Origin of the sequence: Rhodomicrobium sp., from assembly GCF_047605405.1 — a bacterium.
Taxonomy (GTDB): Bacteria; Pseudomonadota; Alphaproteobacteria; order Rhizobiales; family Rhodomicrobiaceae; genus Rhodomicrobium; species Rhodomicrobium lacus.
In genome coordinates this window covers 42,576-60,437 of the sequence record NZ_JASGFR010000008.1, presented here as the reverse complement: position 1 = coordinate 60,437, position 17,862 = coordinate 42,576, and the positions used below count along the sequence as shown (strand labels likewise).

At 62.0% G+C, this 17,862-nt stretch carries 11 protein-coding genes; 4 read left to right on the top strand and 7 right to left on the bottom strand.

The features are described from left to right. Positions 1 to 9: 9 nt before the first annotated feature. On the bottom strand, positions 10 to 1,407 hold the full coding sequence (locus QM659_RS05140; RefSeq protein ID WP_415187611.1) for a DNA-packaging protein: 1,398 nt from the start codon (positions 1,405 to 1,407) through the stop codon (positions 10 to 12). Beyond that, positions 1,289 to 1,774 carry a hypothetical protein gene (locus QM659_RS05135; protein ID WP_415187610.1) on the bottom strand — a complete coding sequence of 162 codons (486 nt, stop codon included), beginning with the start codon at positions 1,772 to 1,774 and terminating at the stop codon, positions 1,289 to 1,291. Before QM659_RS05135 ends, QM659_RS05140 begins: the two co-directional genes overlap by 119 nt. Before the next feature lie 420 nt (positions 1,775 to 2,194). Here QM659_RS05135 and parE point away from each other — a divergent pair, with 420 nt between their 5' ends. Then, complete coding sequence (gene parE, locus QM659_RS05130) at positions 2,195 to 4,270, top strand: DNA topoisomerase IV subunit B (RefSeq protein WP_415187609.1); 2,076 nt, start codon at positions 2,195 to 2,197, stop codon at positions 4,268 to 4,270. 111 nt (positions 4,271 to 4,381) lie between these two features. Here the strand turns inward: parE and QM659_RS05125 are convergent, their stop codons facing one another. Beyond that, complete coding sequence (locus QM659_RS05125; RefSeq protein ID WP_415187608.1) at positions 4,382 to 5,170, bottom strand: hypothetical protein; 789 nt, start codon at positions 5,168 to 5,170, stop codon at positions 4,382 to 4,384. Between the two features lie 506 nt (positions 5,171 to 5,676). Between QM659_RS05125 and QM659_RS05120 the strand changes: the two genes are divergently transcribed. After that, the gene (locus QM659_RS05120) at positions 5,677 to 6,843 is read left to right on the top strand and encodes a hypothetical protein (protein ID WP_415187607.1); all 1,167 of its coding nucleotides are present in this window, start codon (positions 5,677 to 5,679) and stop codon (positions 6,841 to 6,843) included. A 197-nt stretch (positions 6,844 to 7,040) separates the two neighbouring features. On the opposite strand, the gene QM659_RS05115 is transcribed toward QM659_RS05120, so the two are convergent. Further along, on the bottom strand, positions 7,041 to 7,949 hold the full coding sequence (locus QM659_RS05115) for a PhzF family phenazine biosynthesis protein (RefSeq protein ID WP_415187606.1): 909 nt from the start codon (positions 7,947 to 7,949) through the stop codon (positions 7,041 to 7,043). A gap of 528 nt (positions 7,950 to 8,477) precedes the next feature. Between QM659_RS05115 and QM659_RS05110 the strand changes: the two genes are divergently transcribed. Next, positions 8,478 to 9,152 carry an outer membrane protein gene (locus QM659_RS05110; RefSeq protein ID WP_415187605.1) on the top strand — a complete coding sequence of 225 codons (675 nt, stop codon included), beginning with the start codon at positions 8,478 to 8,480 and terminating at the stop codon, positions 9,150 to 9,152. Between the two features lie 291 nt (positions 9,153 to 9,443). Here the strand turns inward: QM659_RS05110 and QM659_RS05105 are convergent, their stop codons facing one another. Beyond that, positions 9,444 to 11,354: a S9 family peptidase gene (locus QM659_RS05105; RefSeq protein WP_415187604.1), complete on the bottom strand. Its 1,911-nt coding sequence runs from the start codon at positions 11,352 to 11,354 to the stop codon at positions 9,444 to 9,446. Positions 11,355 to 11,569: 215 nt separating this feature from the next. Here QM659_RS05105 and QM659_RS05100 point away from each other — a divergent pair, with 215 nt between their 5' ends. Beyond that, complete coding sequence (locus tag QM659_RS05100) at positions 11,570 to 13,291, top strand: hypothetical protein (protein ID WP_415187603.1); 1,722 nt, start codon at positions 11,570 to 11,572, stop codon at positions 13,289 to 13,291. 168 nt (positions 13,292 to 13,459) lie between these two features. Here QM659_RS05100 and metH read toward each other — a convergent pair whose 3' ends face one another. Beyond that, a complete protein-coding gene (gene metH / locus QM659_RS05095) occupies positions 13,460 to 16,141 on the bottom strand; it encodes a methionine synthase (RefSeq protein ID WP_415187602.1) in 2,682 nt (893 codons plus the stop codon). Positions 16,142 to 16,420: 279 nt separating this feature from the next. Further along, entirely contained in the window at positions 16,421 to 17,836 is a 1,416-nt protein-coding gene (locus QM659_RS05090) for a dipeptidase (RefSeq protein WP_415187642.1), read from the bottom strand. Positions 17,837 to 17,862 lie beyond the last annotated feature (26 nt).

The following is a 17,862-nucleotide window of genomic DNA, read 5'->3' as shown; positions in this document are numbered from 1 at the left end:
GTGAAGTACTCAAGTAAGCCAGCTTACGCCGCCACCGCGCTCTTCGTTCCACGTCGCGGCGTCGGGCACCGGGCGGATCATCCGCGGGAACAGGTCGGCCAGCGCCCACACCAGCGCATCGACGCGGTCGGCCGCGCCGTCGCCCTCGATGCCGAAGGGCGTGAACTGCACCATCTGATCTTCGAGTGTCGGCAACGCGCCAACATGGCTCACGCGGCCCTGCGCATAAAGCGCAGCGATGGGCTCGGCTCGCACGGTCTTGCCGCGGCTCGCGCGAACCGCCCGGATCGGCAGCCCGCCGCGCACCGCGCGCAGCACCGTCTCCACCATCGCGCCGCCCTGGTTTATCTCGACCACCACGGCGTCCGCTTCGTACCTGTCGAAGCCTGCGACCGCTTTTTGAGCCCAGCCCATTGGTCCTTGTCGGTTGGAGAGATCGTCAAGGACGTAACCGCGACCGTCTTCGCCGAGGCCACAGACGACAATCCCAGTTTCTGAAGTCTTATCACCCGCCCCGCTTGGGCGTGCCGCGGGGTCGATCCCCACCACAACACGGTCAAGCCGGGGAAGCGAAGCTCCCCGAGCAACGCGGTGCCGATCCAACATAGATCGCGTCCAAAGAGCGTCAGCAACGTCGTCCAGGAGTTCTGCATTGATTTCCTGCCTCCCAAGTCTTGAACCTTCGTAACTTTTCACAATCGTATTAAAGTAATTTTGCGCCAGATTGGCGCGATTGTCATATGTGCTGCCGCGCGTCAAGACGACGCCATGCCCCTCTTTGGCGAGAAATTCGCGAATAATTGCAATGGGGCGTGGCGTCGTGGTCACAATCTGACGGGGGTCATGGCCGAGCCGGAGGCCGAACTGCAACATATCCCAGGTTTCGCGTGCATAACGCCACTTCGCGAGTTCGTCGCACCACGCCGCGTCGTGCTGAGGCCCGCGCAACTGATCCGGCTCCGTCGCATTGTAGAGCATCGCGACCGCGCCGTTCGGCCAGGTCAGCCGACGCTTGGACGGCTCGAATTTCGGGCGAAAGCCGCGCGGATGGATGGGAAGAAGGCCGCTCGGCCCTTCCACGATCACGTCGCGCGCGTCTGCTGCCGTCTCGGCCACCAGTGCCACGCGCGAATATCGTCCGCCCGAGAGCGGCGTCGGCCCGCAGACGCATGCGCGCACCCATTCGGCGCCGGTGCGCGTCTTGCCGGCACCGCGCCCGGCGAGAATGAGCCAGGTATGCCAGTCGCCGGATGGCTCGCGTTGTTCGGGCCTTGCCCAGAAGGCCCAATCAAACCGGAGGCTTTTCAGCTCCGTTGGCGTCAGTTGCGAGAGGAATTCCGCTCGCCGCTCCGGCGTCAGCGATGCGAGAAAGCTTGCGCTCCATTTCGTCGCGAAGTTGCTCGGCATTCACGCTGTCCTCCGGGTTTTCCTCACGCAGCGGCGGAAGCTTGTCGCGGAAGCGCTTGCGGAAGCGGTTTCGCATCTGAAGCGCCCAGCCGCCAGCGTTCCACGTTCGCATGAACTGGCCCTTGCGACCGGCGGCGAGCCACCATGCATATTCGAGTTCCTTGGCCCGGGTCATCGCGTCGCGAAACTCCTCATGTGCCTTGGTCCAGGCGGTGAGCGTCTTCACGCTCACATGGAGCGCGGCGGCGATTTCGGCCTTGCAGCAGCCCTCGGCTGCGAGTTCCAGCACCCGGTCGCAGTAAGCCGTGTTATAGAGAGTGGGGCGTCCGCGACCCCGCGGTCGCAAGATTTCGAGATCGGTGCCCATGTCACCTCTTGAAACGAAGCAGTGTTTACGGGGAAGGGATGCAGAGCGTTATTGTCGGACTGTGTAACAGGTGTGCCGTTTCTTTCGGCATCATCTGCAAGCGTTCTGCGACTATACTGATTGATAGGGGAAGTCACCGTCGCCGTGCAACGGCGGCGTATCCGACGTATCGGGAAGATGGCCGACATGGCTAAGAAACATTAAATGCGACGGCACCCGGTACCGAAAGCCGGGGGGGGGGCGCGAAGCCTCATCCGCCCTTAAGGACCAAAATGGGCCATCCGAGGTTGTCGTTTGTCCTCGACTTCCCCCGGTCGCTTGCGCCTGCCCCTTGCCAAATCGGTCGCAGCTTGCAACTTTCCATCCTCGCATCCGGTTGGGATTCGCGGCGCTTTGTCGGCGCGCCGGAAGGGGAGAAGGATGACCAAGCACAGCGCAGCGGCGACACGCGATCTTTTCGGCGAAGGCGGCGAGACGGAAAAGCCGAGGGCGGCCGGGAGCGTGGCGCGTGGCGTTGCGCCTGCCGAAAGCTACACCGCAGCCGACATCGAGGTGCTGGAAGGGCTGGAGCCGGTGCGTCGGCGCCCCGGCATGTATATCGGCGGCACCGATGAGAAGGCGATGCATCACCTCTTCGCGGAGGTGATCGACAACGCCATGGACGAGGCCGTGGCCGGGCATGCGAGCTTCATCGAGGTAGCGCTCGACGCCGATGGCACGCTTTCGGTCGTGGATAACGGGCGCGGCATCCCGATCGACCCGCATCCGAAATATCCGGGCAAGTCTGCGCTCGAAGTCATCATGACCACGCTGCATTCGGGCGGAAAGTTCAACTCGAAGGTTTATTCCACAAGCGGCGGCCTGCACGGTGTCGGCATCTCGGTCGTGAACGCGCTTGCCGAGAAGCTCGAAGTCGAGGTCGCGCGAAACGGCAAGCTTTACCGCCAGACCTTCGCGCGCGGCCTGCCGACCTCGAAGCTGGAAGAAGTCGGCGCTGTGAGGAACCGGCGTGGCACGACTGTCCGTTTCCACCCCGACCCCGAGATCTTCAAGGAACGGTCCACGTTCCGTCCCATCCGTATTTTCAAGATGGCACGCGCGAAGGCCTATCTCTTCGGCGGCGTTGAAATCCGCTGGAGCTGCGCGCCGGAGCTTTTGAAGGGCGATGCGGATGTTCCAGAGAAGGCCGTCTTTCATTTCCCCGGCGGCCTGCGAGACTTCCTGTCCTCTCGCATCGAGAAGCTGACCACGGTTACGAAGGATGTGTTTTCGGGCCGCGTTCAGAAGGAAGGCGGACATGGCAGCGTCGAGTGGGCCATTGCCTGGATCGCAGACGATGACGGCTTCATGCAGTCGTATTGCAACACCGTGCCGACACCCGAAGGCGGCACGCACGAGCAGGGCTTGCGGGCGGCGCTCACGAAGTCTCTGCGTGCGTATGGCGAACTCACGAACAACAAGCGTGCCGCGCAAATCACGGCGGACGACGTTTTCGTCGCCTCGGGCGCGATGCTTTCGGTCTTCATCCGCGAGCCGGAATTTCAGGGGCAGACGAAGGACAGGCTGTCTACCGCAGAGGCCGCGCGCATTGTCGAAAACACCGTCAAGGATGCGTTCGATCATTGGCTGACCGCATCGCCCCAGCAGGCGAACGGCCTTCTGGAGTTCGTCATCGAGCGCGCGGAAGACCGTCTCAGGAAGAAACGCGAGAAGGAAACGCAGCGGCAGAAGGCGACGCGCAGGCTCAGGTTGCCCGGCAAGCTCGCGGACTGCTCGAAGAATGCGAAGGACGACACCGAAATCTTCATCGTCGAAGGCGACTCGGCCGGCGGTTCCGCGAAACAGGCGCGCGACCGCGCCACTCAAGCCATCCTGCCGTTACGCGGCAAGATCCTGAACGTCGCCAGCGCCTCGCGCGACAAGCTCGCCCAGAACCAGCTTCTTTCGGACCTGACGCTCGCGCTCGGCTGTGGAACCGGCAAGCACTACAACGACGCCGACCTTCGTTACGACCGCGTCATCATCATGACCGACGCCGATGTCGACGGCGCGCATATCGCGTCGCTGCTGATTACGTTTTTCTATCGGCAGATGCCGGATCTGATCCGCAACGGCCATCTTTTCCTCGCGGTTCCCCCTCTTTACCGTATCAGCCAGGGTGGCAAGACGGCTTATGCACGCGACGATGCGCACCTAGCGGAATTGAAGCGCACCCTTTTCAATGGACGCGGCAAGCTCGAAGTCAGCCGCTTCAAGGGCCTCGGCGAGATGATGCCCGCCCAGTTGAAAGAGACGACGATGGACCGGAAGAAGCGCATGATGCTGCGCGTCGAGATTGCGGGCCGCGATGGCGATCTGACCGGCATCGATGCGAAGTCTGAAGAGGCGGCGGCCGCTGAGGTCGTCGAGCAACTGATGGGCAACAAGCCGGAAGCGCGCTTCCGTTTCATTCAGGACCGCGCCGCCTTCGCCGAGCCTGAAGCGCTGGACATCTGATCGCGGTGGAATGCGCCCCGTGTTCCGGCGCATTTTTTCAGTCAGGCGCCGTCGGGGCAACAAAGCGCCGTCGCGACCGGATGATTGTCCTGATGAAAGCTCGAAAGGCGTCTACAAGCCGGGCCAGGAAAAGCTGGCATTCGCAAACATGCTTTTCGTTTTAGGCACCGGCCGGGAAGCGCGCGGAATGGGTGCACGCTTCGTTCTGGCTGCGCTCGCGCGCAGTTCTCTTTTCGACGAACGGCCGCGCTGTGCGAGCGCATGGCCGCGCGTCGCCTGATCAGAATGAGAGCGTATGCCTGCCGAAGACGGAGGATAACCGCCGGATCGGAGATGGGACCCGGTCGCGATCTCGTCGCTCGTGCGGGCGTCGGCGATCTTCGCTACCGTGATCGCGACCGTTTGCGCGTTGAGCGATGGAGGCGCATTGACTGATTTCTCGTCGCGCTTCACGGCCTGCAAGGCAGAAAGAAGAGCTGATGTCGGCTGGGGTGCCTTCGCTCCGTTGAAACGCCGCACAGCTGTGCGCATGTTTTTCGTCCAAACTTTCGAGATCGGCCCCTGATAAAGGCCAAGCCGCGAGAGTTCCTTGCCGATCGCCTCGATCAGTTCGGGTCGCGTGTTCGGCACCGGCAATACAGCAGCCGCATCGCTCAATTTTACAGGAAGCGGACCGGTCGGAGCGGAGGCCGTCTCCGGGCGTTGTTCTGAACGCTCATTCGCTCTCTGCTCCGCCGCAGCGTTCTTCAATGTCGGGGGTGCGGCGCGCGTTTTATCAGGCGACTTCGACAAGTCTGCGGTTCTGAGCGCTCTCGGAGGGCCCGCGCGGAACTGATCCGCCAGCATCGGCAGCCCGATCAACGCCGCCACGCTGCAAAGGAGCAGGACAAGTGGGCGCATTCCATAAACTCCTCGACGCAAGTTGCCAGTCGGCTACGGGGTCAACAAGGGCTCCGGGAATTCGATCCTGATACGGTAAATCTAATCTTCGGTTGCGGCGCCGCACATCGCAACCTATTTTGTTACTTCTCGGCAAAATTCAGTGAACGGCGTGTGGAAATCAACATAAAGGTTCAGAGCTTCAACATGTCCACCAGATCTTGTGCAGCGAAATTAATCCTCGCTTAACACTTCACGAATCACTAAAGCTGATGTCGGGGGCCTAATAAGCGCTTGATCTTGCGCCGGAAAAGACTGCGGACCAGCGGCGGAACGCAGCCTTGACGAGAGAGTCTCGTTCCGGCTCAGCGCGAGCGCACACGGACATGTGACTTCTGCCGGGTCTTGTCGGCGCGTCTTTGCGGGGCGTGCCACCCGGGATATTGTATCACGTCAGACCGACAGAATTCGCTGGCCCCCTTGCAATGGCGCCGCCAGCGGAGCGGCGCCCCATATGGGGGCAAGGCATGAGACACGTACTCGGTGTAGCAGGCGTTATGGCGGCGGCGATTCTTCTCATCGTCTCCGCAGCAATGAACTGGAAATTCGGATATACGCTCGGCAAGTCCGAGTTCGAGTCGCAGCTTTATGGCGGGGCGAGCGCTGCTGCCGACTGCTTCAAGGCACTGCTGCCGTTCTTTATCTTCGCGGCGCTGCGCAACCGCAGTTACAGTCAGGCGCTTGGCGGCGCACTGCTGTTCGTCGTGTGCTTTTCCTATTCGCTTTCGTCATCGCTCGGTTTTGCCGCGCTTAATCGCGCTGACACGACGAGCCAGCGCGTGCTGAAGGTCGAGACGCATGCGGATCTTCGGTCCGATCTCGAACGCGCGCGCACCGCGCTGGCTGCCTTGCCCGAGCACCGCCCGTCCGGTACCGTTGCGGGTGAAATCGAGGCGTTCAAGCAGAATGGCCGCTGGATATCGAGCGGCGAATGCGCGAATGCGACCGCGACGAAAAGCATGACCTATTGCGAGAGCTACTTCAAGTTGAAGGCAGAGCTTGCGGTTGCGGAGCAAGCCGACAAGCTCGACGCGAAAGTTACGCAATTGCGCACGGAACTCGGCGACCTGACTTCGGAGGCGGCGACAAAAGCCAGCGATCCTCAGAGCCAGATGCTGGCGGGGCTTACCGGGTATAAGACCGAAGACGTGCAGACGGCGTTGACCGTGCTGATCGCGCTTCTCGTGGAGCTTGGTGCAAGCCTCGGGTTCTACACGGCCTTTTCCTATTGGCGGATATTCGACGTCAAGGGGCTGCCCGCGCCTGAACCCGTTCGTGTCGTCGCGCCGGCGCCCGCCTTCGCGCCCACACAGCGCCTTCCCGCTCTGGCCTTCGATGAGGATGCGGATCTGACACCGGCTCAACCCAAGACGGACGTCGAGCTTTATTTCGACGAACGGGTCGGCCGCGAGAACGGCTCCAGCGTGACGGCGCTCGCGCTTTACGACGACTACTGCCAGTGGTGCGAGGCGAAGGGCAAGCAACCGCTCGGCCTGCCGATCTTCACACGCCGCTTCAGCGATCTCGGCGTTCAGAAGGCGAAAGTCGCCGGTCGCATCCGTTATATGGACGTGCGGCTGCTGTTTTCGGCGTCGGACGACGACGGACTGCGAGAGCTTTCGGCGGTTTCCTAAAAGGTACCGTTGCGGCAAGTCGAAAATAGCCGGGTTCACGCCCGGCTATTTTTGTGCCCGGGAGTCGGGCTTCCAACCATCGGTTCGGCCAAGGCCGTCGTGCCGTTAGTCAGACGCGACACCACGCTTTAGATCTGCGTTTGGAAGAGATTGTCCGTATTCAAGCGATGCCGCCAGGCCGATAACCAGGCTGGCGCCTATATGGACAGCTTTCCGCGCATGACGAGGCGGGCGAACCCGCCGATGCGGACGCGCTTGAGCTTGCGCGACGCTATCTCGATTTCGAGCTTGATTTCGCTCGGTCGTCCCATCTCGATGCCTTGTTCGATCGCGAACTCGGACGTCCCCTCCGGCAGGATATCGAAACGATGGATCACCGCCGAGAAGGCTGCGGCCGCCGATCCGGTCGCGGGGTCTTCAGCCACGCCCAATGACGGCGAGAACATGCGGGCATGAAATGCCGCGCTGTGCTGAATGGTCTCTCGGCAATAGAGGTAAACCTTGCCGCCCGAGCCGTGGAAGGCTTCATCCCAATGCTGCGCCACGATATGGGCGCGCCCGATCGCTTCGAGGTCGCGCACCGGGACGAAGGTGAATGGAGTCCCCGCATCGTATTGCGACGGCTTGTGATTGGCGAAGCCGATTTCGCCAGGAGCAAGACCCAGCGCTGCCGCGATGCGGTCGTCATGGGCGGGCGCGCCGGAAAGCTCCGGCAATTTCGGCACGTCGAATTCCGCGTAAGGCGCGCGTCCCCGTCTGCCGACCACACCGACCCGGATGCTTCCGATCTCTTCTTCCAGAACGATGAGCGCATCGCAATCGGCCGCGGCCCCGGATATCCGGTCGTCGGCGAGCTGGATCGCCACGCCGACGGTCGGATGACCGGCAAAAGGAAGTTCGGCGGCGGGGGTGAAGATGCGCACATAGGCGGTATGGGCCGGCAGCCGAGGCGGCAACACGAAGACGGTTTCCGAGAGATTGAACTCGCGCGCAACGGCCTGCATCTCTTCGCCCGAGAGGTCGCCCGAGTCGAGGACTACGGCCAGCGGGTTGCCCGATAGCGCCGAGTTGGTGAACACGTCCCACACTGCATATCGCCGTTCCATCAACCCGTCCCTGCCTGACGTTCCGTCTCGATTTTGAGCGAGAATAATCTATTTGGCGGGGCCGTGCGACCGGAAAAGGCGGATTTCTCTAGGGATTGCAAGGGATGAAATGTCGTGTTCGAGCGCGCAAACCGAGACGGCCATTTTTTGCTTCCGATGCGCTCGTCTGAGTCGCGGGACACACCAAAAGGTGGCGCAAATGACCGCCTTTCTCGCATTTGGAGTGCGTCCGGCCTCAACCTGAGGAGCGCTTTGCTCGCCCCTGTTGCCTATATGCCACCCAAACCGATGCGCGAATTAAACGTAGACGGATCGATAGCGAATTGAAAATATTGTTATATTTTTTATCGCAGCGCAAAAACGCTTGGCATGCCAAGCATCCGGCTCCTTGCCGGTAGCTTGTTGCGCCGCACTGCCTCGGAGACTAGTATCCGCCTATCGAATGAAACGCAGGCACTGCCTAGGGCTGGTGGTGTCACGTGTGCTTTCATACGTTGACAACACAGAAGACTAGATGGGGAACTTGAGATGAAACTTCTTTCCGGCATCGCTGGCCTGACGCTCGCCAGCGTCGTGGCTATTGCCTCTGCAAATTCGGCTGACCTCTATCGCGGCCAGGCTGGCGGTTACAAGGACGGCCCGGTGGTTGCTCCTGTTGCGACCTGGACCGGCTTCTACGCTGGTATCAACGGCGGCTACGGCTGGGACGATATCGATTCCGACTCGAAGTTCGACGGCGACTTCAACGGCGGCTTCGGCGGCGGTCAGATCGGCTACAACTGGCAGGGCGCTTTCGGCACCAGCCCGCTCGTGATCGGTATTGAAGCCGACATCCAGGGTTCGGGCGTCGGTTACGATGCGCACAGCTACGAAGCGAACCTTGATTATTTCGGCACCGTTCGTGGTCGCCTTGGTTACGCCCTCGGTAACAGCCTCGTCTACGCCACGGGCGGTTTCGCTTACGGCAGCTTTGAGGTCAAGGGCAACGGTTGGTCGAAAGACGAGACCGAAACCGGCTGGGTCGTTGGCGGTGGTCTTGAGCACAAGTTCACGCCGAATATCTCCGGCAAGATCGAATATCAGTACCTGAACTTCGAACTCGACGGCAACAGCAACTACAAGGATCTTGACTTCGGCGTCAACACGGTCCGCGTCGGCCTGAACTACCACTTCGGTTCCACGGGCTACGAGCCCCTGAAGTAGGCTTCGGCTTCTTCCGGAATGAGAGAGCGGCGCCTTCGGGCGTCGCTTTTTTTGTGTCTCGCGCATCTGCTGCGCGGGTTGGCCCGGGTGGCAGCCGGGCTTTTCATGGCCTCTTCATCGCAAACGTTGCCGGCGCCAGCCGGTGCCAAGGCTGCTCAAGCTGAAGCTTTCAGGTCGCGCTTCATCGGCGCCCGATGGCGAGGCGCATCCATCGCGTTCGTCTCTTGCCGATGCCATCGACGATAAATGGTGATGGCCAGCGGTTTCCGCCCGCCGAAAACGCGATTTCGCTCAGCCTGTCAGCAAGCTGCAATAGAAGGTCAGTTCAAGGTCGAGGCATTCGCGGATTGTCTCTGCACGCCGGAAGCCGTGCCCCTCGCCCTCGAATTCGTGATATGCGACGCGGACGCCCTTTGCCCGCAGCGCGTCGGCGATGGCGAGCGACTGTGCCTTCGGCACCACCTTGTCTTCCGTGCCCTGAAACAGGATGAGAGGCGTCTTGATCGCGTCGACATGCGTGAGCGCAGACCGCGCGCGGTAGAGCTGCGGGTCGGCTTCCACCGTCGCACCGAGCAGCGTTTCGAGATATCCCTGCTCGAACTTGTGCGTCGTCTTCTGCAAGCCGATAAGGTCGGCCACGCCGTAGTAACTCGCCGCGCCGCGAAAGACGTTCGACGTTGCAATCGCCATCAGCGCCGTGAAGCCGCCCGCGCTGCCGCCCGTTACGAAGATCGCGCGGGGATCGGCCAGCCCGCTCGCCGCCGCGTATTCCGCCGCCGCCACCGTATCCGCGACGTCGGCCACACCCCACGCGCCATTGAGCCGGTCGCGATAGGCGCGGCCATAGCCGACGCTCCCCGAATAGTCGAGATCCAGCCAGCCGAACCCGCGCGAGGTGAAGAACAGCGTCCTGGCCTTCAGCCCGCGCGGCGCGGCGCTGGTCGGTCCACCGTGCAGGTTGACGATGAGCGGCGGGGCCGCGCCCTCGGGACCGCGCGCATCAGGGTTGGCAGGCGGGTAATAAAGGCCGTAGACGGGGCCGGAGGGGCTCGGAATTTCGAGGCGCTGCGGTGGGGCGATGAAGCCGGGGATGATCGCGAGCGCGGAACCGCGCCGGATAATGTGCGGTGCGCCGCCTTCTTCCGCCTCTACCGCGATGCAAAGCGCCTCGTCGTCAGCCATGCCGATCAGCGCCGTGAGACCGTCGTCGACAGATACGGCGTTCACAGCGGTAAAAGGCGAAGCAAGCGGTGTCAGTCCTCCCGTTTCCAGGTCGAACAGCGCCGCGTGCGTCTCGCCCTTGTCGACAAACGACAGCCGCGCCTTGCCGTCGCCCGAAAGCGCAAAGCTCGCCTGATTGAACACCCACAGCGGCAAGGACAGATCTCCGTCGAGCCGCGTGATCTGCACCGGCGCGGCCGCCTCCATCCAGCGCCACAGGTTGCCCGTGCCGTCAGCATCCCAAACGAAGAGCAGCGCTTCGCCCGTCCATTCCGGCTGGAAGCAGGCCGTGCCGCCGCCGCCCGCCACCTTCACCACGCCGGATAGCGTGCCATCTGGGGCGAGATGCCCGACGAACAGTTCTGCCGCGTCCCACGGCATGTGGGGCAGGTTCCAGGCGAGATAAGCCAGAAGCGAGCCGTCGGGGCTGATGCGTGGGCTCGCGTAGAAGTCATGTCCTTCGACGAGGACGCGAGGCCCGCTTCCATCGAGCGGGATCGACCACAGCGCGTTGGCGGGTTCGACGCCGTCGTGCGTCTGGCTCCCGCGATGCGTTTCCCCCACCGCGACGAGGCGATTGCGGCCTGCGTCGAGCGTCATGTCGGCGAAGCGCGTGTCCGGCAGTTCGGTGAGGCGGCGCGGCGGCGCATCGGCCCCTGCCGCCGTCAGTCGAGCCGCGTAAAGATCCTGATCGGCGTCATTGACGAAATAGAGCGCGCCACCCGCCACGGTAAACTCGCCGCCGCCATATTCATGCACCCGCGACCGGGCCGACCATGGCGCGGGCAGAAGCTCGGTGATGCCGCCCGCCGGCGTCCAGCGCAGCACGGGCGAGCGCCCCCTCTCGGCGGGACGGCTTTCGCTCCAGTAGACGGCGCCGCCGTGCGCTTCGACGCGCCCGAAACGAAGCGCGCCCGCCGCGACCGCCTCGGCGGATATCGGGGACGGCCAATGGCCGAAGGGTATTGCCTGCTGCGTCATGCCGCACCTCTGGGCTCGAAGCGTGGTTAACAAAACTACCTATATTCATCCCATAGGGCATTCTGATTGTGGGGATAGAGCATGAGTTTTTATGAAGAAGCTGATTTTACCATGCTGAAGCAAAGCTACTCGAATGTGCGCGGAAGAGAGAACATTGCGTCCTTGGCGAGACGAAGCCTGACGTATCCACCCCGGAAAACACGATACGCGCCTGTGTGCTCCTCAATGTCCTGCTAGACAAAGATCTCTTTGAAGGGAAGCTGGAAATCCGCGGTGCCTATATCGATGGTGCCGTTATCCTCGACGGCGTCACTAAACTTCGCCCGCTCCATCTTACGCATTGCTATATCTCTGAGCGTTTGTCCTTCGGGGATGCAGAGACCCGCTCCATCGTCCTTGAAAATGTGACGGTCGCGAGCCTATGCGGCAACAGCACACGGATCGATGGCGATCTTTTCATTAGAAGATGCAATATCGCCGAGAGCCTCGAACTCTTCGGCGCGGAAATCACTGGCACCCTGTCTTGCACGGGAACAAGACTTGGCCTGAATCGCGACGATACATCGGTCAACCTGATTACGCCTTCGATCGGCGGTAAACTTGAGTTCAACGGAGGCTTCAGTGCAAACGGCACGATATTTATCGACGATTCCATCATAGAGGGGATTTTCGATTGCTCGCACGCTTATCTTTCCGCCTCCACGTCGAAGCAAGTTAACCCGAGTGCTCCTTGGGAAGTACCTGTGCGAGCTTTGAGTGCCTATCGCGCGCGGATTAGCGGCACCTTGAATCTCAGGGAAACAGTCGCGCATGGCGAACTTTCCTTTACGGGCGCTGAGATCGGAGGCGACGTCGACTGCCGCGGCGGGACTTTTGAAACTCCCTCGGAAATCGACCCGATTACACTCCGCTTCACACGTATAAGAGTGGGTGGGAATGTCTACATCGGACGTGGATTGCGAAGCTCAGGCAAGGTCGAGTTCAATGGCGCGAGCATAAGTGGCAATGTGAACTGTGCCGGTGGGCAGTTTTCAGTTCCGTACGACCCAAAGCCAAATATTCAAAAGTTGCTTGGTAACGTAACACGTGACGCGCTTTCATTCGTGAACGCACGCATCGGAGGTTGCTTGTTCCTCGCGCCAGCGAGCGAGGAAGCCAACGTCGCTTCAACTGACAGCTCCTATAATACGCCTGCTGTTATCTACGGTTCACTGGATCTCAAGGGCGCAAACATCCGCATTATAGCAGATAGTAAGGCGGCCTGGCCAAAACCAACCAACCGGAAGAATCTTCACAACGTCATCTACCTGGATGGCCTAGAGTACGAGCGCTTTGCTGGGAAGGACATCACTGCAAAAGACCGCATCAGATGGCTGAAATATCAGCCGACTGCTCATCTTGGGCGAGATTTTCGTCCGCAGCCTTTCGAGCAACTGATGACGGTGCTCCGGAACATGGGCCATCGGCTGGAGGCTGGCCGCGTTGGCATCGCGCGCGAGAGATATTTTTTCAAGCGCGCTCTCTCGCAATGGCGGGAAGCGCCCCATCGCATTCCTCTGGTGGCAATTCTCTACTTAATAAAAGGCTTTTTTATCGACCACGGATACAGACCGCGCAAAGTAGTTGGCCGGATGCTCCTTGTCGCAATAATATTCGCCTTCTACTATAATCATGCCGAGAAACAGGGCGTATTCGCACCAAGCGATTCGCAGGTCTTGCTCGACGAAACATTGCACAGCTGCCGTGTCGTCTCACCGGAAGATAATATAACGCAAGTCAAGTCTCTGGTTGGCGACCAGACAACCGCTCGCAGATGGACGGCATGCCTTGAAGAAAAATTGCCGGAACACCCACGCTTCGATCCCATGATCTATTCGCTAAAAATTCTTTTGCCTTTTCTCGATGTTTTCAAGGAAAAGAGTTGGGTTCCGATGTAGAAGGAAGTGGAGATAACAGTCCCCACATTCGGCAAAATTGTCCTTCCGGCAAGCACCACCCAGATCGTCGTGCTTTTTGAGACGGTATTCGGCGGTCTTGCGAGCGTCTTTGCGATCGCGGCATTGACAGGGCTTATTCGTACGGATTGATGACGGGGGGAGGCGCCCTCAAGCCGCCTCGACCGTCAGCGTATTCCGCCCCGGCTCGTAATTCAGGATGGGCGCGAGCCAGCGCTCTGCCTCGGCGAGCGTCCATCCCTTGCGCCGCGCGTAGTCTTCCACCTGGTCGCGCTCGATCTTGCCGACGCCGAAGTAATAGCTGTCGGGATGCGAGAAATAGAGACCGGACACCGAAGCGGGCGGCGTCATGGCAAAGCTCTCGGTCAGCGCGATGCCCGTCGCACGCGTCGCGTCGAGGAGATCGAACAGCGTCGTCTTCTCGGTGTGGTCGGGTTGCGCGGGATAGCCGGGCGCGGGCCGGATGCCGCGATAGGTTTCGGCCAGAAGCTCATGGGGCGCGAGCGCCTCGTCGGCGGCATAGCCCCAGAACTCGCGGCGCACACGCGCGTGAAGATGCTCGGCGAAGGCTTCGGCCAGCCTGTCGGCGAGCGCCTTCACGAGAATGCGGGAATAGTCGTCGTTCGCGCGCGAGAAGCGCTCCGCGATGACGTCCTCGCCGATGCCCGCCGTCACCGCGAAGCCGCCGATATAGTCGGCGACGTTGGTCGCCTCCGGTGCGACGAAGTCGGAGAGCGCGATGTTGGCGCGGCCGCTGTCGCGCGCGATCTGCTGGCGGAGCGTGCGGAAGTTGGCAATCGTTTCGGTGCGGCTGTCGTCGGCATAGATGGCGATGTCGTCGTCTTCGAGCGCGTTCGCGGGCCAGAAGCCGTAAACCGCGTTCGCGCGGAACCAGCGTTCTTCCACGATCTGCGCCAGCATCGCCTGCGCGTCGCGCCAAAGCGATGACGCGGCTTCGCCATATTTGTCGTCAGTGAGGATGCCCGGATATGTGCCCTTCATCTCCCAGGCCGAGAAGAACGGCGTCCAGTCGATATAGGGCACAAGCGTCGCGAGGTCGTAGTTTTCGAGCGCGCGGGCTCCGATGAACGTCGGCTTCGGCGGCACATAGCCCTGCCAGCCCGGATCGAAGCGATTGGCGCGCGCCTGCTCCAAGGTGAGGCGCGATTTCGCCGCGCGGCCGCGCTCGTGGGCGAGCGCAACCTTGCTATAGGTTTCGCGAATATTCCCGATATAGGTTTCGCGCTCGCCGCCGAGCAGGCTCGACACGACGCCGACGGCGCGGCTCGCATCCGTGACATAGACCGCTTGTCCGCGCGCGTAGGTCGGCGCGATCTTGACGGCGGTATGCACCTGGCTCGTCGTCGCCCCGCCGATCAGAAGCGGTACCTCGAAGCCCTGCCGCTCCATCTCGGAGGCAACGAACACCATCTCGTCGAGGCTCGGCGTGATGAGGCCGGAAAGACCGATCACATCCGCCTTGTGCTCGCGCGCGGCGTCGAGGATCTGCTGTGGGGGCACCATCACGCCGAGGTCGATCACCTCGTAATTGTTGCACTGGAGAACGACGCCGACGATGTTCTTGCCGATGTCGTGAACGTCGCCCTTGACCGTCGCCATGATGATGCGGCCTGCGGCTTGCGCTTCTCCACCGCCCGCCGCCTTCTCTTCCTCCATGAACGGCATGAGCCAGGCGACAGCCTTCTTCATCACGCGCGCCGACTTCACCACCTGCGGCAGGAACATCTTGCCCGCGCCGAAGAGATCGCCGACGGCGTTCATGCCGTCCATCAGCGGGCCTTCGATGACGTTGATGGGGCGGCCGAGCGAGGCGCGGGCTTCTTCGGTGTCGGCGTCGATATAGTCGGTGATGCCGTGGATGAGCGCATGCTTCAGCCGATCCGCCACGGGCCGCTCGCGCCACGAAAGGTCCGGCGCCGCCTTCTTCGAGCCACCGCCCTTGAAGCGGTCGGCCGCTTCGAGCAGCCGGTCGGTGGCGTCGGCGCGGCGGTTCAGCACCACGTCTTCGGCCAGTTCGCGAAGCTCGGGGTTGAGGTCGTCATAGACGCCGAGTTGTCCCGCATTCACGATGCCCATGTCCATGCCCGCCTTGATGGCGTGATACAGGAACACCGTGTGCATCGCCTGCCGCACCGGCTCGTTGCCACGGAAGGAGAAGGACAGGTTCGAGACGCCGCCCGAAACGTGGCAAAGCGGCATTTCCTGCCGGATGCGCCGCGTCGCCTCGATGAAGTCGACGCCGTAATTGTTGTGGTCCTCGATGCCGGTTCCGACAGCGAACACGTTGGGGTCGAAGATGATGTCTTCAGGCGCGAAACCGATCTTCGCGGTGAGCAAGTTGAACGCACGGCGGCAGATCGAAACCTTGCGCTCCTCGGTGTCGGCTTGCCCGACCTCGTCGAACGCCATCACCACGGCGGCCGCGCCGTAACGCATGATCTTCCTGGCATGGTCGAGGAACGCTTCCTCGCCCTCCTTCAGGCTGATCGAGTTGACGATGGCCTTTCCCTGTACGCATTTCAGCCCGGCCTCGATCACGGACCACTTCGACGAGTCGATCATCACCGGCACGCGGCTGATGTCGGGCTCCGACGCGATGAGATGAAGGAAGGTCGTCATCGCCTTCTCGCTGTCGAGAAGCCCCTCGTCCATGTTCACGTCGAGGACATTCGCGCCGCTTTCCACCTGCTCGCGCGCAACCGAAAGGGCCGCGTCGTAATCGCCGGCCTCGATGAGCTTGCGGAATTTGGCGGAGCCCGTGACGTTCGTCCGCTCGCCCACGATGATGAATTGCTGGCCTGTCCGGGTCATGTCTCGACTTTTCCTTTTCGCCTGCACGGCGAGCAAGGAACCTTGGTGAGGCCCGCGCCAAGTTTCAAGCGAAATCAGCGGATGTGCTCAGCGGCTTCCACGCGCTTCACACGGAAAGAAAGAGGTCCGGGGTGCGGATACAACCGGCCGCGCTGCCGGGGCGGTCTTGCGGGATTCGATCGCCCGGGCCGCTTGGCCGGCGGAACCTGTAACGCCGCTCCATGCGGACATGGCGACGGCGTCTTTTTCTTGCGAGCGCGACGCACGCCGCTTTCGGACTTACTTTTGCTTCTTCCCGATCTCCGCCGCGCGGCCGAGGATCGCGGCGTGACTGAGAATGCCGTTCTTCAGGCATTTCAGCTCGAATTTCTCGTTCGGGCTGTGAATGCGGTCGTCCGACAGGCCGAAACCGACGAGGATCGAATCGAGGCCGAGCCCCTTTTGCAGGAGTCCCACCACCGGGATCGACCCGCCGCCGCCGACCATCGCCGCGGGCTTGCCGAAAACATCCTGAAGCCCGTCGCGGGCAGCCTGCATGTAGGGCCCCTCTGTCGGCACGAGGATGCCTTCCGACGCGCCGAACTGACGAATGGTCCATTTCGCATCGGGCGGGGTGCGGGCGTCGAGGAACGCCTTCAGACCGTCGACGATCTTCTGCGGGTTCTGGTTCGGCACGGTGCGGAAGCTGACCTTGGCGGAGGCGCGCGCGGCGATCACCGTTTTCGAGCCTTCGCCGATGTATCCGCCCCAGATGCCGTTGATGTCGGCGGTCGGGCGCGCCCAGATGCGTTCGAGAAGCGTGAAGCCTGCTTCGCCGGTCGACTGCGTGAGGCCGATTTCGCCGAGGAAGCCCTTCTCGTCGAACGGGAGGGAGGCCCATTCGCGGCGCTCAGCCTCGGAAAGCTCCGCCACGCCGTCGTAAAAGCCTTCGATCTGCACGCGGCCGTTTGCGTCGTGAAGCTGGCCGAGCACTTCGGTCAGCGCGTTGATCGGGTTGACCACCGCGCCGCCATACAGCCCGGAATGCAGATCGTGTGACGGCCCCTGAAGCGTGATCTCGACATACACATTCCCGCGCAGACGGTAGGTGATGGCGGGCGTGTCGATGTCCCACGCGTTCGTGTCGCTGATGAGCACGGCGTCGGCGCGGCGAAGCGTGTCGGCATGCGCGGCGAGGAAGGCCGGAAGCGACACGCTGCCGCTTTCCTCCTCGCCTTCGAGCAGCACCGTAACCTCGGCGGGAAGAGCGCCATGCACGGTCTTCCAGGCCCGCAGCGCTTCGAGGATGGTCACCACCTGTCCCTTGTCGTCCACCGCGCCGCGAGCGACCACGCGCTTGCCGTGCGGACCGTCGACGATGGCGGGCTCGAAGGGCGGCGATGTCCACTCTTCCAGCGGTTCGACGGGCTGCACGTCGTAATGTCCGTAATAAAGGAGGTGCGGCGCGTCCGCGCTCGCGGCCGCGTGATGCGCGACGAGGATCGGATGCCCGGGGGTATCGTGCAGCGTCGCCTCAAAGCCGAGCGCAAGGAACTCTGCGGCGAGCCACTCGCCCGCGCGTCTTACGTCCTTCGCGTAGGCCGGATCGGTCGAGATCGACGGGATGCGCAGGAAATCGACATAGCGCGCGACAGCGTTGTCGAAATCCGCTTCGGCGCGCGCGAGCACGGGTTGAACGTCGAATGTCTTTGGCATTTTCGCCTCTCTTTTCCGGTTCGTTG